This window comes from Tistrella mobilis (assembly GCF_039634785.1).
Taxonomy (GTDB): Bacteria; Pseudomonadota; Alphaproteobacteria; order Tistrellales; family Tistrellaceae; genus Tistrella; species Tistrella mobilis.
On sequence record NZ_JBBIAB010000002.1, the window covers coordinates 480,381 to 495,270 of the forward strand.

Below are 14,890 nucleotides of genomic sequence, written 5' to 3' on the forward strand. Positions count from 1 at the left end.
CGGGCCGCGTGCCTTCGGGTGATGCGGCCCGACCTTTTCCCGGACAGCACAGATCGTTTCAGACCTGAATGGAGGGCCATCCGCCATGTCTGCCATCCTGCCGATCGAGGTTGCCGGCGAGGCGACCGGTTTCGTCACGCCGGAGCCGCGCGGCTTCCGTTTCCACGCCGCCTCGGGCCGCTATCGTCTGCTCGACGGCTCGCGTTTCCCGTCTCCTGAAACCGCCCGTGCCGCGGCCCAAAGGCTGCGCGCGGCCCAGGACGACCGGCGTCAGCGGTCGTGACGTCGCCCGCCGCCGGCCCCACGGCCGGGGGAGGCCGGATCGGCGGTAGAGGCGACAGGCGGCGGCTGCGGAAACCCGGCAGCCGCCGCCGTTTTCGTTCAGGCAGGTCAGCCTGCGGCGGGCAGCCGGTTTTCGACCAGGCGCACCAGAGCCGTCGCAACCATTGGAATCAGTCGATCATCGAAATCATAGTTTGGGTTGTGGACCATGCAGCCCCCCTCCCCGCCCTGGCCGAAGAGCAGATAGGCACCGGGCCGCTTTTGCAGCATGAAGGCGAAATCCTCGGCCGCCATCAGCGGCGGGAAATCGGGGCGGAAATTCCCGCCATAGAGATCCGCCAGCACTGCGGCGGCGCGCGCCGTTTCGGCCGGGTCGTTGACCAGCACCGGATAGCCGCGGCGATAGTCGACCGTCGCAGTCACCCCGCGCGCCGCCGCCACACCGGCCACGGTACGGCCAAGCCCGGCCTCGACGATCGCACGGGCCTCTTCGTCCAGCGCCCGCACCGTGCCGCCCAGCCAGCCCTGATCGGCCACCACGTTATGGGTGGTGCCGACATGGATCTGGGTGACCGACAGCACGGCGGCACTGTTCGCATTCACCTCGCGTGACACCAGGCCCTGCAGGCTGCAGGTCGCCTCGGCAAGCGCCAGGGCCGGATCGCGGGTGGTGTGGGGCATGCCGGCATGGCCGCCCCGGCCGGTCATCACCACCTTGAATTCATCGAACGACGCCATCGCCGGCCCCGGCCGGACGCTGGCGGTGCCGAGCGGCAGCAGCGGCATGTTGTGGAAGCCGAACACGGCCTCGCAGGGGAAGCGGTCGAACAACCCCTCTTCCACCATCCTGGCGCCGCCGCCCAGCCCCTCTTCGGCCGGCTGAAAGATGACGGTCAGCGTGCCCCGAAAGCTGCGGCTCCGGGCCAGATGCCGGGCCGCCGCCAGCAGACAGGTGGTGTGGCCGTCATGGCCACAGCCATGGAACAGCCCGGGATGGCGCGATGCCCAGGGCCGTTCGTCCGGGCCCGGCCCCTCGTCCATCGGCAGGGCGTCCATATCGGCGCGCAGCCCGATCGACCCGCCCGCACCGGTGCTGATCCGGCCGACCACGCCGGTGCCGGCGATACCTGTGGTAACCTCGAACCCGGCTTCGGCCAGACGGTCGGCCACGAAGGCCGCCGTGCGGTGTTCCTGAAAGCCGATTTCGGGATGTGCGTGCAGATCGCGCCGCCATGCGGTATGCGTCTCGTTCAGATCGGCCAGGTCGCGGATGATCTGCATGGCCAAGGGAATGTCCTCCGTTGCGGGCTCCGTTGCGGGCTTCATTGCGGGCATGGCATATCGTCAATATAGTTTACTATCTTCCGGCAAGGGACAAGACGGGAAAGATGGCAAGCGGACGGGATGGTGATCGTGAAGAGCGTGTGGTGCTGCGCGGCGACGAGTTGGAGAGGTTCCGGCAGGTGAATCTGGGCCGGCTGCTCGACGAGGTGCATATGGGCTTCGATCGCCGCGCGCTACGGTATCTGCGCGAGAGCGGCTATCCGATGCTGAATGCCGCCCATACCCATGTCCTGCGCACCATGCGCTTCGAAGGATCGACCATCACCGACATGGCGGCACGCGCCGGCATTTCGAAACAGGCGATGAGCAAGCTGGTCGCCGCTTTCGAGGAACAGGGCTTCGTGGCCCTTGCCCCCGACCCTGCCGATGCCCGCAGCCGCATCGTCACCGTCACCGAAGACGGCCGTCGGCTGCTGTCGCTGGGCATCCAGGCACTGAAGCGCGCCGAGGCCGATATCGCCCGGGTGATCGGGGGCGACCGCCTGGATCAGCTGATCGAGCTTCTGGCCGCCGCCCGCGAGGCGGGCTCCCCCGACGACGAGGCACCGGCATCGGCATATCGGCGCCGACGGAGCTGACGACGCCCGTCTCCCGATGCTATCGGGGCATCGTCACAAGATAGTCAATATTGTTGACTTCCTTCCCGACGCCCCGCAGACTGGATCTTACGAGCCGGAGGGAACCGGCCGCTCTCCTCGACAGGGAAGATCCATCATGCGCCGATATGCATTTGCACCGCGCAGGGCGACGCGCGCCCTGATTTCGGGCGCGGCCCTGGCCGTGCTGTCCCTCGGCCTGCCCGCCGCGGGCCCCGCCACCGCCGCCACCTTTACCTACGGATCGGGCGTGCCGGAACGGTCCAGCGCCAATCAGCAGGGTGTCCTGCCGATCCTGGCCGACATCACCCGGGCGACCGATGGCCGGGTGGCGTTCACGCCGATCCTGGGCGGACAGCTGGTCTCGATCGCCAACGGCTTCGACGGCATCCGTGACGGTGTGGTCGATGCCGGCTTCTTCATCGGCCAGCTGACCGGCAGCCAGCTGCCCTATTCCTCGCTGATCGCCGAGATGACCGGGCTTGGCGGCGACCCCTATGCCACCATGGGGGCGATCAACGAGATCTTCTTCGTCGGCTGCCAGAACTGCCGCGACGAGGTGAAGATGGCCGGGATCGTACCGATCCTGATGCAGTCCGCTTCGCCGCTCGCCATGATGTGCACGAAGCCGGCGGCTACCGCCGCCGATCTCGCCGGCCGCCGGGTCAGCGTGGTCGGCTCTCCTGAAGCGCGCTGGGCAACGGCGCTCGGCATGACGCCGGTGCGCAGCACCATCACCGACATCCTGCCGGCGCTCCAGCTGGGGCAGAGCGACTGCACGCTTCTGGGGATGGCCTGGATCCGCAGCTATGGCCTTCAGGACACGGTGACATCGGTGATCGAGATGCCCCAGGGCATCATCGCCGGCGCGGTGCCGATCGCCTTCAATCGCAAATCCTGGGAGAAGATCTCGAAAGAGGACCGGGCGGCGATCGTGAAGCTGATGCCGGCCGCGGTCTGGAATTATGTCACCGATGCCTACATCACCCAGGATGCCCAGGTGAAGGCATCGCTTGCCGACAAGGTGACCTTCAGCCCCGGCGATGCCGATATGAAGAGCCGCTGGACCGGCTTTCAGGACGGCGAAGTCGCCGCCCTGAAGGCGCTGGCCCGCGATCGCGGCCTCGCCGACGGCGACGCGGTGGTCGACCGGATGGTTGCCACCTTCCGCATCTGGCACGAGCGGCTGCTGCCGCAGTTCCAGGGTGATCGCGCGAAATTCGAGCAGATCCTGAACGAGCGCGTCTTCTCCAAATACCCCTTCTGATCACCACCCCCTTGGCGGTGCACCAGGTCCGGGCCGTCCTCCCCTCCTGACGGCCCGGGCCCGCCCGCCGGCGTCCGGATCCTGCCCCCGGTGGTGCTGCCGGATCCTCCTCCCCCCGTGCGACATGACCTTCTGGCCCGGGTCTCCGGCATCCCCCTGCCGGCGGCGCACGGCCGGTCGTGCCCTGATGTGCGGTATCCGGACGCCTCTTCTTTTTCACGCACAATCCCCTGCCTGGAGTCGCCTGCGATGAAAGCCGTGTATTTTGAGGCCCATGGCCCCCTGGATGCCCTTACCTATGGCGAGATCGCCGATCCGGCGGTCCCCGCCGGCTGGGTGAAGGTGAAGGTCGGCGCCTGCGCACTCAACTATCTGGATGTCTTCTCCCGCCGCGGCATGCCGGGGATCAAGGTGGAGCTGCCGGGCATCACCGGCGGCGACTGCGCCGGCATGGTGGCGGAGACGGGTGACGGCGTCACCGGCTGGGCGCCGGGCGACCGGGTGCTGATCAACCCGGCTTTCGTCGACGACCAGAGCGGCCATTTCGAGATGATGGGCGAAACCCGGCGCGGGGCGATGGCCGAATATTGCATCTGCCGCGCCGATCAGCTGATCCCCGTGCCGGACCATGTCTCCGACGAGGCCGCCGCCGCGCTGCCGGTCGCCTATGGCACCGCCTATCGCATGCTGTTCACCCGCGGCGGGCTGAAGGCGGGGGAAACCATCCTGATCCTCGGCGCCTCGGGCGGTGTCGGCACCGCCTGCCTGCTGCTGGCGAAGATGGCCGGCGCCCATGTCGTCGCGGCCGCCGGCTCGCCCGACAAATGCCGGCGGCTGACCGAGCTTGGCGCCGACGAGACCATCGACTATTCGGCCGAGGCGATCGACGCCTATACCCGCAAGCGCACCGGCTCTCTGTTCCGGGGCGGCGGGTGGGATGTCGTGGTCAATTTCACCGGCGGCGACAGCTGGGTGCCGTCGCTCAGGGCGGTGAAGCGCGGCGGCCGGCTGCTGACCTGCGGCGCCACGGCCGGCTTCGACCCCAAAACCGATATCCGCTTCATTTTCATGGCCGAGATGTCGATCCTGGGATCGACCGGTTTCACCAAGGAAGATATCGCCGCCTGTCTGGATCTGGTGGCGGCAGGCCGTCTCGATCCGGTGATCGACAAGGTGCTGCCGCTGTCGGAAGGCCGCGAGGGCGTGCGCCTGCTGGAAGACCGCGAGGTCTTCGGCAAGGTGATCATCAAGCCGGGGCTGGATGCATGACCGCCGATGCCCATGCCGGGCGGCCGCGCCATCTGCCGCCCTTCCGGACCCTCGCCGATGTCGAGGCGCTGGAACGCGACCCGATCGACGATCATCTGACCGGCCGCACCATGACCGCGGTGCTGGCCCATGCCGCCCGCACCCATGGCGGGCGGATCGCCGCCTCTTATCTGGCCGATCCTGCCGATCCGGACGGGGTGGCGGAAGAGATCGGCTTCGCCGCCTTCTTCGCCCGTGCGATGCAGGCAGCGGCCGTGTTCCGCAGCCTGGGCCTGACGCGCCGCGATGTCGTCGCCTGCCTGCTGCCGGCCCTGCCGCAGACGGTGGAGATCGGCTGGGGCGCCGCCCATGCCGGCATCACCATGCCGGTGAACCCTTTCCTGGAGCCGGCGATCATCGGCGCGATGCTGGGCCGGGCGGGGGCCTGCATCCTGTGCATCGAGGGCCCCTCGGGCCGCGATGGCACCTGGGAGAAGCTGCCGGCGATTCTGGCCGCGGCACCGGGCATCCGCCATGTGCTGGTGGTGGGCGAGCCGGCCGCCCCGGATGGTGTTCTGCATTACGAGACATTGCGCGATGCCGCCGACCCGGCCGATGCCGGCCCCGATCCGATGCCGGGTGACATCGCCGCCTGCTTCCACACCGGCGGCACCACCGGCCTGCCCAAGATCGCCCCGCTCACCCATTACAACCTCGCCTGCATGAGCCTGATCGCCGGCTTCGGCGCCGGTCTCAGGTCCGGCGACAGGCTGACCAACGGCATGCCGCTGTTCCATGTCGGTGCGCTGGTGATGGGGGCGCTGGCCCCGTTTGCCCATGGCTGCGAAGTGGTCCATCTGGGCCGGCGCGGCTATCGCGACCCGGCGGTCATGGCCGGGCTCTGGGACATCTTCGGCCGGGCGCGGCCCGATATCGCCATCGGCCCGCCGACCGTGGTCGCCGCAGCGACCCAGAGCTTTGCCGGCACCGCCGGGAAGACCGGCCTGCGCGCCTGGATCTCGTCGGCCTCCTCCCTGCCGGCCGAGGTGCACCGGCGCTTCACCGACCGCACCGGCGTGCCGATCAAAGAGGCCTGGGGGCTGACCGAGGCGACGCTGGTGCTGACCTATATGCCGCCCGACGGCGAAAGCCGCCCGGGCTCGGTCGGGCTACGCCTGCCCTGGTGCGAGCTTCAGGTGGCCCGGGTGGCCGATGGCCGGGTGATCGGGTTTCTGCCCCGCGGCACCGCCGGATCGATCATCGCCCGCTCGCCCTCGGTCTTTCCGGGCTATCTCGACCCCGCCGCCAACCGGGGCGTGCTGCTCGACGGCGGCTGGCTCGACACCGGCGACATCGGTGTCATGGATGCCGACGGCTTCCTGACCATCACCGGCCGGGCCAAGGACGTGATCATACGCGGCGGCCACAACATCGATCCGGCGCTGATCGAGGAACCGCTCAACGCCCATCCCGATGTGGCACTGGGAGCCGCGGTCGGCCTGCCCGATGCCCGGCTGGGCGAGGTGCCGGTCGCCTTCGTCACGCTCACCCGCGGCCGCAACCGCACCGGTGCCGACATTCTGGCCGAAATCGCCCCGACCATTGCCGAGCGCGCCGCCATCCCGCGCTGGATCGAGGTTCTGCCCGCCCTGCCGATGACGGCGGTCGGCAAGGTCCACAAGCCCGGCCTGCGGCGCGAGGCCTGCCGCCGCGCCGCGGCCGCCAGCCTGGGGCTCGATCCCGACCGGATCGGCACGGACGAGCTGCCCGGCGGGCGGATCGCCGTGATCCTGCCCTTTGCCGCCGGCAGCACCGCCTTCGACCAGGCGGCCGCCACGCTTTCAGGGCTCGGGCTCGACGCCCGGCCATCCCCCGCCCCCGCGCCTGAGGAACCCCGTCCTTGAGCATCCTCGACATCGACCATCTGATGATCAAGACCGGCGACCTCGCCGCGGCCGGCGACCGGTTCGCCGAACTGGGCTTCACCGTCACCGCCCGGTCCGACATGCCGGGGCTCGCCAACCGGCTGATCTGCTTCGACGCCATGATCCCCGGCGCCTGCAACTACATCGAAATCATGCAGCTGACCGACCCGGATGCCGCGCCGCCGCCGATGCCCGACGTGCTGGATGCACCCGACGGCCCGGTCTCCACCGTCACCGCCACCAGCGATGCCGATGCGACGGCCGCCGCACTCAATGCCGCCGGCATCCGCGTGCCGCCGCCGGTGTCGATCCGCCGCGACTGGCCGCTGGCCACGGGTGAGGTCATCTCCCCCGCCTTCCGGGTCGCCATTCCGCTGACCGGCCAGACGCCGTTCTACTGGAATGCCTGTCAGCATCACACGCCCCAGCACTACACCCGGCCGGAATTCATCCGCCATGCCAACCATGCCCGGCAGATGATTGCGGTCATCGCCCTGGCTCCCGATCCGGCTGCCGTGGCCGCGGCCTACCGGGGCCCGTGGGCGGCGCGGCTGGACGGCACCGATCCGGTGGCGGTCACCGCAGGCCCCGGCCGGGTCGCGCTCAGGATCTTCTCCGCCGACCGGTTGGTCCATGCCTGCCCGGGCATGGTTGCCGGGCCGCATGACCGGCGGCTGGCCGGCCTGGTTTTCGCCACAGACGATATCAACGCCGCCTTCGCCCGCATCGATGCCACCGATGCCCGGCCGATCCGCACGGCGCCGGACCGTTTCCATGTCCTGCCGCAGCACGCCAATGGCTGCCTGATGATCTTCGAGGGACCGGCATGACCGCGACGCCCGACCGTCTGAACGATCCGCCCGCCCCGGCAGCGCCGCCGCTCCGCGGGCTTCGCCGCATGGTCGATGGTGTCGGCATCCTGGGCGGGCTTGCCGTCGCCCTGATGGCGCTGCATGTGGTGCTGGACGTCGCGGCGCGCAATCTGGCCGGGCTGCCGCTGTCGGGCACCACCGAATTCGTCGCCGGCTGGTACATGGTCGCGGTGGTGTTCTGCGCGCTGGGCAGCGTCCACGCCCGCGGCGACCATATCCGGGTCGATCTGATCGACATGATCGCCGGCCCCCGGCTCGACGGCCTGCTCACCCTCTTCACCAGCCTGGTCTTTCTGGCGGCGGCGGCGGCGATGACCGCCTGGGGCATCGATGATGCGCTCGACGCCACCCTGAGGGGCGAACGGGTGGAGTTCGCCACCTGGGCCCTGCCGGTCTGGCCGGGCCGCTGGCTGGTGCCGGCGGGCTTCGCGCTGACCGGTCTCGTCGCCCTGCTCGATCTGGGCCGGGGGGTCGGTCGCCTGATCCAGCGCCACCCTGTTCCCGGAGATGGCGCATGAGCCCGGTGCTTCAGGGGTGCATCACCCTTGCCGCCATCCTGCTGCTGATCGGCCTGCGCCTGCCGGTCGGGCTGGCGCTGGGCGTGGCGGCCTTCATCGGCACCACCGCCCTGTTGCCGCTGCCGGCAGCGATCAGCGTCATGGCGCGGGTGCCGTATGAATTCTCGGCCAGCTGGGAATTCTCGGCCGTGCCGCTCTTCCTGCTGATGGGCAATGTCGCCTGGCGGGCGGGCATGACCGACGGCCTGTTCCGCATGGCCGAGCTTGGCCTCGCCCGCCTGCCCGGAGGGCTGGCCGTCGCCACCAATTTCGCCGCCGCCGGCTTCGGCGCCGCCTCGGGCTCCAGCCTCGCCACCACCGTCTCCATGGGCCGGATCGCGATCCCCGAAATGCTGCGTGCCGGCTATCACCCCTCGCTCGCCACGGCGGTCTGTGCCTGCGCCGGCACGCTCGCCGCCCTGATCCCGCCCTCCATCCCGCTGATCGTCTACGGCATCCTCGCCGAACAATCGGTCGCGAAGCTGTTCTTCGCCGGCATCGTGCCGGGGGTGCTGACCGCCATCGCCTATACGGTGATGATCGTGCTGCGCTGCCACTTCAACCCGGCACTGGCCCCGCGGGTGGAGGTGACGGCCGCCCCCGGCGAATGGCGGCACCTGCTCACCACCTCGTGGCCGCTGCCGCTGCTGGCGCTGGTGGTGCTGGGCGGCATCTATGGCGGCTGGTTCTCGCCCATCGAGGCCGGCGGCATCGGGGCGGTCGCCAGCATCGCCTTCGCGGCGCTTCAGGGCCGGATGGGGCCGCGCCGGCTCTGGCAGGTCTGCCTCGACGCCGCGCGCACCACCGCCGCAATCCTGTTCATCGCCATCGGCGCCTTCATGCTCACCCGCTACATGACCCTGACCGGCCTGCCGGCCGCGGTCGCGACCGGGGTTGCCGCCCTCGACCTGCCGCCGGCGCTGATGATGGCGGCGATGGCGGTGGTCTTCCTGGTGCTCGGCATGTTCCTCGACCCGTTCGGGGTGATGCTGATCTCGATCTCGGTGCTGCTGCCGCTGTTCGAACGCATGGGCTACGACCTGATCTGGGTCGGCATCATCGTGGTCAAATACATCGAAATCGGCCTGATGACCCCGCCGGTCGGGCTCAACGTCTTCGCGGTCAAATCGATCACCCCGGGCATCGGTCTGCCGACCATCTTCCGCGGCGCACTCTGGTTCCTGCTCGCCGAGGCGGTGGTGATGGTGCTGCTGCTGGGCTTCCCCGACCTCACCCTCTGGCTGCCTGCGCAGCTGCTCTGAAGGATGCGACCCCCGATGACCTTCGACGATCTGAAATCCCTGGTCGCCTCGGCCGAATACCACAAATTCCTGAAGGTGGAGCCGGTCGAGGCCGACGCGGAAAAGGGCGTGGTGGTGCTGAAACTGGCCTTCGATCCGGCCTATACCATCTTCGCGAAAGCCGGCAACTATCATGGCGGCGTCACCGCTGCATTGATCGACGTTGCCGGCGCCATGGCCTGTTCGGTGATGACCGGCTATCCGACGCCGACCATCAACCTTCGGGTCGACTACATGCAGGCCCCGCGCCGCACCGGCCTCACCGCCCGGGGCGAAGTGCGCCGGCTGGGCAAGACGATCGGCGTCGCCGACGTCACCATCACCGACGATGCGGGCGAGGTCTGCGTCATCGGCCGCGGGACCTTCTCGACCGTCGATCCGCGGCCGAAGCTGATGACGCCCGCCCCCTGAAAGCCTCAGATACCCGCCCCCTGAAAGGCCCGGATAGCTGAGCGCCTCAGACACCGGGCAGAGGCACATAGATCGTCACCAGCTCCAGCCCGCCCGCGCCGCTGAACTGGAGGTGCAGGATGTCGGGGCCGAAATCGAACGAGATCCAGCGCGGCATGGTGCGGCGCAGCGTGCGGCTGAAGGTGCCGCCGCCCTGGTTGCGGATCTCGCCCAGCGTGGCGCGGATCGGTGCCTCTTCAGCGCCGAAGGTAAGACCGGCCGGCAGGCTGCCCGCGAAACCGGCCGAATTCTCATAGCCGGGGCCGTAGAGATGGACGGCTTCGGCATGCAGGGTCTCGCCCTCTTCGCCGGTCACCCAGGGGGCGGTCTTGAACATGACCGCCACCCCGTGGCGCTGCAGGCGGATGAAGCCGGTCCAGTCCACACGCTCCAGCCCGTCGGGGGCGGCTCGTATCAGCGCCTGCACCGCCGGATCGTCGACCGGGCGGCGGAGCAGGCGGCGGAAGGTTTCGGCGTCGGTGGACATGGGCGGCCGGGGCGGCGAATGGGACAGGGGACGGTGCAGCGGCGCGGAACCGGCAGGACGCCGGTTCCGCCATTATGCACCGGATCGCTGCCGGATCAGAAGCGGAGCGTCGCCGAGGCATAGAGCGTCCGGCCGGGCCCCGGCTGGTTCACCAGCCCCAGCGGGTCGACGTAATAGCGGTCGGTCAGGTTCATCACCGACAGGCTGGTGGTCAGGTTCTCGTTGATCTCGATATCCGCGAACAGGTCGACCAGGGTATAGGGCTTCCAGGTCACCTGGGAAATGAACTGCGACGCGCCCTGGGCCGTGACGTCGCCATGGCCGATGGCGCGGGGCCCGATATGCGAGACGCGGCCGCCCAGCGTCAGCATGTCGTCGAACAGCAGCTGCGACAGCGTCAGGTCGGCCGAATATTCCGGCGGCACATGATTGGTGGCATAGTCGCCATAGAGCGACTTGTCGATGCAGCTGTCGGCCGTGCGGCAGAATTCGACGTTCAGATAATAGTTTGCGGAAAACTCCGCCGTGAACCCGGCCTGGCGATACCGGCCGGAGATTTCCAGGCCTTCGAACTTCGCCCGGTCCAGATTGTAGATATGCATGCTCCAGTAATTCTGTTCGGTGTTGTGATACCACTCGCGCGCGATGTAGTCCTGAACATCCCAGTTGAAATAGCTGAGCTTGACCATGGCATCGTCGGCGGGGTCGAGCACGCCGCGCAGACGCTGATTGACGCCCAGCTCCCAGTTCCGCGACCGTTCCGGCGTGACGTCGGGGTTGACGCCCATGGTGAAGGCCGATGCGGTCTCGATCAGGCTGGGCGCCCGCATCACATTGGAATAATTGACATAGAGCTGTGTGCCGTCGAAGGGCTCCACCGTCACGCCCAGCGACGGGCTGAAGCCGCCATCGCTGAAACGCGTGTCGTAGTCATAGCCGCGTTCGAGATAGGGATCGTTGCGATCCTCGGTCCGGAAGTGCATGTAGCGCAGGCCGCCATTCACCGTCAGCCAGTCGGTGGCCTGCCACGCGGCCTTGACGAACCCGGCCGCCTCCTCACGTTTTGCATCGCGATAGTCCAGCCAGGTTTCCGCCTCGCGGGTGCCGTCGCTCGGCCCGGTATCCTCGCCGCGATAGGACAGGCCATAGGTGAAGGTGGTGTCGCCGAAGCCGGTCGCCACCCGGCTGACATTGGTGATCTCGGCCCCCCACATATCGGTGTCCGAGCCTGCGCGGAAATCGCCCGGCTGGGGTGGCCGCCAGCCGGTGCGGAGGGGATTGCGCAGTTCCAGATGCGACCAGTAGAGATTGGCCTTCAGGTCGATCAGCGGTTCGCCCTCGGGCTTCCAGCGATAATTGAAGGTGCCGGTATCCAGCCAGGTGCCGGCGGTCTGGCCCAGCTGGACCGCCTGCGAAGTCTCGCCCGTCAGCCGCGAGGCGATGCGGTCGCCGGCCTCGCTGCGGAATTTGGTATAGCCCAGCTGCACGGCATGGCCGTCGCCGAAGCGCAGCCCCGCCTTGCCCAGCCACGAGGTGGTCTCAAGCTCGGTGTTCAGCACCTCTTCGCCGGCGCGGTAATTGGCGATGCCGCCATTCTGGTAGCGGGCATCGACTTGGGTGCAGCTGCCCCAGCTGGTGCAGTATTCGCCCGGCCCCAGATTGGTGACGGTGGCCGCCGGGCCATGGCTGCCGGCATGGTAATTGCCCTGTTTGCGATAGGCATAGGCGGCGAGCAGATCGATATCGGCATCGCGATAGGCGGCAACCGCGCTGCCCGAGCCGCTGGTCGGCTCCGCCCAGCCGGGCCGGTCGAGGCCGGTGGGGCTGGCGGTGGGCGCCGCCGGGGAATTCGACGGCCAGGCATAGCCCGCCGCATCGCCGGCCTTGGGCGACGAGGTGTTGGTGCCGAACCCGCCCTTCAGCCGGACGCCGAAATCCTCACCCTCCTGCACGATGTCCCGGGCCGAGAGCGTGCGCATCGCCACCGTGCCTGCCGTACCGAAAGACGAAACGTCTGAGCCCTTGGTGATGTCCACCTCCGCCAGCAGATCCGGATCAACGAAGGTGCGGTTCGATGCGCCCTGATAACCCTGATAGACGGTCACCAGATTCTCGGCGCCGTCGATGGTGGTCGCCACCCGGCCCATGCCCTGCATGCCGCGGATGTTGACGTCGACCGATCCGGCGCCGTTGCGCGCCTCGCCCGACATCACGCCGGGCACGCCGCGGAAGATGTCCGCCGGGCTGCTGCCGCGGAAGCGCTGGATGGTTTCGCCCGAAATATGCGCCACCGGCGCCGCGGTCTCATAGGGTTTGTCGGTTGCAGGAATGGCGCTGGTTACCACCAATGGCTGCAGCTGCCGCGCTTCGCTGCTCTCGGGCGCCGCCTGGATGATCACCGCCTCGCCGCTGAACCGCCAGGTGAGACCGGTGCCGGCCAGCAGCCGGACCAGGGCGGCATCCTCGGCATAGCTGCCGGTCAGGCCGCCGGTCGATCGGCCGCGCAGCAACTCACCCTCCGCCACCACCTGGCGGCCGCTGATCTCGGAGAACCGCACCAGCGCCGCCGCCAGCGGCTGCGGGGCGATGGCATAGCTGCGCAGCTCCGACACCTGCGCTGCAACCGGCGCCGGCGCCACCGGCAGCATCGCCCCGGTCATCAGGAACACCAGCGTCGCGGCGCCCCGCCCGGCCCCGAGACCCCGCCCCGCCCCGGGACCCCGCCCAATCTTCCGGTTCCGTCTCGTCATGTGATCCGGCATTCCCGGCCGTCCTTCCCTGTCGGTCATGTCCCATGATCGGCCGCCTGCATGCGGCCCTCATGATCCAGACACCCGGGGGGCGCGGGGTTATGATCCGGCCTGTGGTTTTTTTGCGGGACAGCGGTTTTTTTTCAGCCCGCCCGGGTGATCAGGGCCAGCCCGGCCAGGCGGCGGATCCTCAGATCCAGCGTCTCGGCCAGGATGTCGAGGGCCCGATCGGGGCGGGTCAGGTCGAAGACGGCGGTCACCTTCAGGCCCGCCACCCGCGCGCCCACCGGAACGATCCGGCCCGGGCGGTAGCGCTCCAGATCCTCGACCACCGCCGCCAGCGTCTCGTCCTCGAAAACGATCCGGTCGCGGCGCCAGGCCAGCACCTCCTGCGCGCGGCAGGGGCGGGGCTCTCCGGCGGCATGCGCGTCGAAGGCCGATCGGTGGCCCGCCGCCAGATCGACCGGCGCCCCGGCGGCGGGGTGCAGGCGAAGCCCGCCCTCCAGCGCCGCCGCGATGGTCACGCCGCCGCGGCGCTTCACATCGAACGCCCCGGCGACGGTGGTGGTGGCGGCGGTGGCGGTGATCAGCCCCTGGCCGGTGCGCAGCACGAAGGGGCGCGGATCGGCCGCCGGACGGAACCAGGCCTCGCCCGCCTCCAGCGTGACCAGCCGCCGGCTGCCGTCCAAACGAGTGGACAGGGCCGAGCGCCCGCCCAACTCCACCCGGCTGCCATCGGCAAGCACCAGCCGGCGGCGTTCGCCGGTGCCGGTCGTCTCGTCGGCCAGCAGCCGGCCGGGGGCCACCAGCTGCGATGCGGCCGCACCCGCCATCAGCGCCACACCGCCGGTCAGCACCCCCCGCCGGCTGACCCGTCGGCGGGCCTGCATGCGCTGCCAGGCGGGTTGCACCGCGCCGAACCGGTCCCACAACTCTTCCGCCCGGGCATAGGCGGCAACCCGCCCCTCGCCACCGGCCAGCCAGCGGGCGAAGGCGGCGCGATCCTCCGCCGCCACCGGCTCCTCGTTCAGCAGCAGGAACCAGCGCATCGCCGCGGCGCGGTCATCCTCGTCGATCACGCCCGCCATCAGCCGAGCGCCCGGTCCAGATCGACCATGGCCGAGGCGATCTGCGAGATCACGGTGTTGCGTGAAATGCCCATGCGCTCCGCGATATCCATATAGCTCAACCCCGCCAGCCGGCTCAGCACGAAGACCTGCCGCCGCCGCCGGGGCAGGGCCTCGATCGCCTTCAGCAGCCGCCGCAGCTCCGCGCGATGGATGACGGTATCCTCGGGGCTCGCGACCGGCGCCGGGATCGCGGCCATCGCCGCGTCATCCAGCGCCACCTCGCCCCGGCGTTTCGTATTGCGCAAATGATTGAGGGTCAGATGCCGCACCGCCGCGGTGATATAGGCCTGGCTCACCGGCGGCGGATCGGCATGGGTGCTGCGGCCCAGCAGGTTGACGAAGGCCTGCTGCACGAGATCCTCGGCCGTCACCGGATCGCCCAGAATCCGCCGCGCGATCGCCCGCAGACGATCGCGTTCATGACCATACAGCCTGGATATCGAGAGCGCGCGCGTCGCCACCCCTCCCCGCCCCCCTGATCGGTGATCTGCGGTGAATGAAGCTGGCGGCTGGCTGACGGCAGTCTAGTACTACAGTTGCATATTATATCTTTTCGCCCCATGCGAAATGGCCGCAACCGCTTGATGTGACTGCCGCCACCGAAACCATGCCCAGACGTCCCCTGCGTGGCGTTGTGTCGCGAACAGAAGCCTGGAGAGAAGCCGCCTGATTTCAGCTGTA

At 69.1% G+C, this 14,890-nt stretch carries 14 protein-coding genes; 9 read left to right on the forward strand and 5 right to left on the reverse strand.

Going from position 1 to position 14,890, the window contains the following annotated elements; genetic code table 11:
- The first annotated feature begins 85 nt into the window (after positions 1-85).
- Complete coding sequence (locus tag WI697_RS04900) at positions 86-283, forward strand: hypothetical protein (RefSeq protein ID WP_014747645.1); 198 nt, start codon at positions 86-88, stop codon at positions 281-283.
- Positions 284-390: 107 nt separating this feature from the next.
- Here WI697_RS04900 and WI697_RS04905 read toward each other — a convergent pair whose 3' ends face one another.
- Positions 391-1,563: a M20 aminoacylase family protein gene (locus tag WI697_RS04905; RefSeq protein WP_345957657.1), complete on the reverse strand. Its 1,173-nt coding sequence runs from the start codon at positions 1,561-1,563 to the stop codon at positions 391-393.
- A gap of 107 nt (positions 1,564-1,670) precedes the next feature.
- Here WI697_RS04905 and WI697_RS04910 point away from each other — a divergent pair, with 107 nt between their 5' ends.
- The 8 genes from WI697_RS04910 to WI697_RS04945 all read left to right on the forward strand — a co-directional run bounded on the left by WI697_RS04910 (position 1,671) and on the right by WI697_RS04945 (position 9,803).
- Entirely contained in the window at positions 1,671-2,204 is a 534-nt protein-coding gene (locus tag WI697_RS04910) for a MarR family winged helix-turn-helix transcriptional regulator (RefSeq protein ID WP_345957632.1), read from the forward strand.
- A 136-nt stretch (positions 2,205-2,340) separates the two neighbouring features.
- Complete coding sequence (locus WI697_RS04915) at positions 2,341-3,489, forward strand: type 2 periplasmic-binding domain-containing protein (protein ID WP_345957633.1); 1,149 nt, start codon at positions 2,341-2,343, stop codon at positions 3,487-3,489.
- 249 nt (positions 3,490-3,738) lie between these two features.
- Entirely contained in the window at positions 3,739-4,758 is a 1,020-nt protein-coding gene (locus WI697_RS04920) for a zinc-binding dehydrogenase (protein WP_345957634.1), read from the forward strand.
- Positions 4,755-6,641, forward strand: a complete 1,887-nt coding sequence (locus WI697_RS04925) for an AMP-binding protein (protein WP_345957635.1) — start codon at positions 4,755-4,757, stop codon at positions 6,639-6,641. Before WI697_RS04920 ends, WI697_RS04925 begins: the two co-directional genes overlap by 4 nt.
- The gene (locus WI697_RS04930; protein WP_345957636.1) at positions 6,638-7,492 is read left to right on the forward strand and encodes a VOC family protein; all 855 of its coding nucleotides are present in this window, start codon (positions 6,638-6,640) and stop codon (positions 7,490-7,492) included. The genes WI697_RS04925 and WI697_RS04930 overlap by 4 nt, the downstream gene beginning before the upstream one ends.
- Entirely contained in the window at positions 7,489-8,052 is a 564-nt protein-coding gene (locus tag WI697_RS04935; protein ID WP_345957638.1) for a TRAP transporter small permease subunit, read from the forward strand. Before WI697_RS04930 ends, WI697_RS04935 begins: the two co-directional genes overlap by 4 nt.
- Positions 8,049-9,353 carry a TRAP transporter large permease gene (locus WI697_RS04940; RefSeq protein ID WP_345957640.1) on the forward strand — a complete coding sequence of 435 codons (1,305 nt, stop codon included), beginning with the start codon at positions 8,049-8,051 and terminating at the stop codon, positions 9,351-9,353. The genes WI697_RS04935 and WI697_RS04940 overlap by 4 nt, the downstream gene beginning before the upstream one ends.
- A gap of 15 nt (positions 9,354-9,368) precedes the next feature.
- The gene (locus WI697_RS04945; protein ID WP_345957641.1) at positions 9,369-9,803 is read left to right on the forward strand and encodes a PaaI family thioesterase; all 435 of its coding nucleotides are present in this window, start codon (positions 9,369-9,371) and stop codon (positions 9,801-9,803) included.
- 46 nt (positions 9,804-9,849) lie between these two features.
- On the opposite strand, the gene WI697_RS04950 is transcribed toward WI697_RS04945, so the two are convergent.
- The 4 genes from WI697_RS04950 to WI697_RS04965 form a co-directional block, all read right to left on the reverse strand.
- Positions 9,850-10,329, reverse strand: a complete 480-nt coding sequence (locus WI697_RS04950; RefSeq protein WP_345957642.1) for a hypothetical protein — start codon at positions 10,327-10,329, stop codon at positions 9,850-9,852.
- A 95-nt stretch (positions 10,330-10,424) separates the two neighbouring features.
- Positions 10,425-12,989: a TonB-dependent receptor gene (locus WI697_RS04955; protein WP_345957659.1), complete on the reverse strand. Its 2,565-nt coding sequence runs from the start codon at positions 12,987-12,989 to the stop codon at positions 10,425-10,427.
- Between the two features lie 233 nt (positions 12,990-13,222).
- On the reverse strand, positions 13,223-14,167 hold the full coding sequence (locus WI697_RS04960) for a FecR family protein (protein WP_345957643.1): 945 nt from the start codon (positions 14,165-14,167) through the stop codon (positions 13,223-13,225).
- Complete coding sequence (locus WI697_RS04965; RefSeq protein ID WP_345957644.1) at positions 14,167-14,670, reverse strand: RNA polymerase sigma factor; 504 nt, start codon at positions 14,668-14,670, stop codon at positions 14,167-14,169. Before WI697_RS04965 ends, WI697_RS04960 begins: the two co-directional genes overlap by 1 nt.
- Positions 14,671-14,890 lie beyond the last annotated feature (220 nt).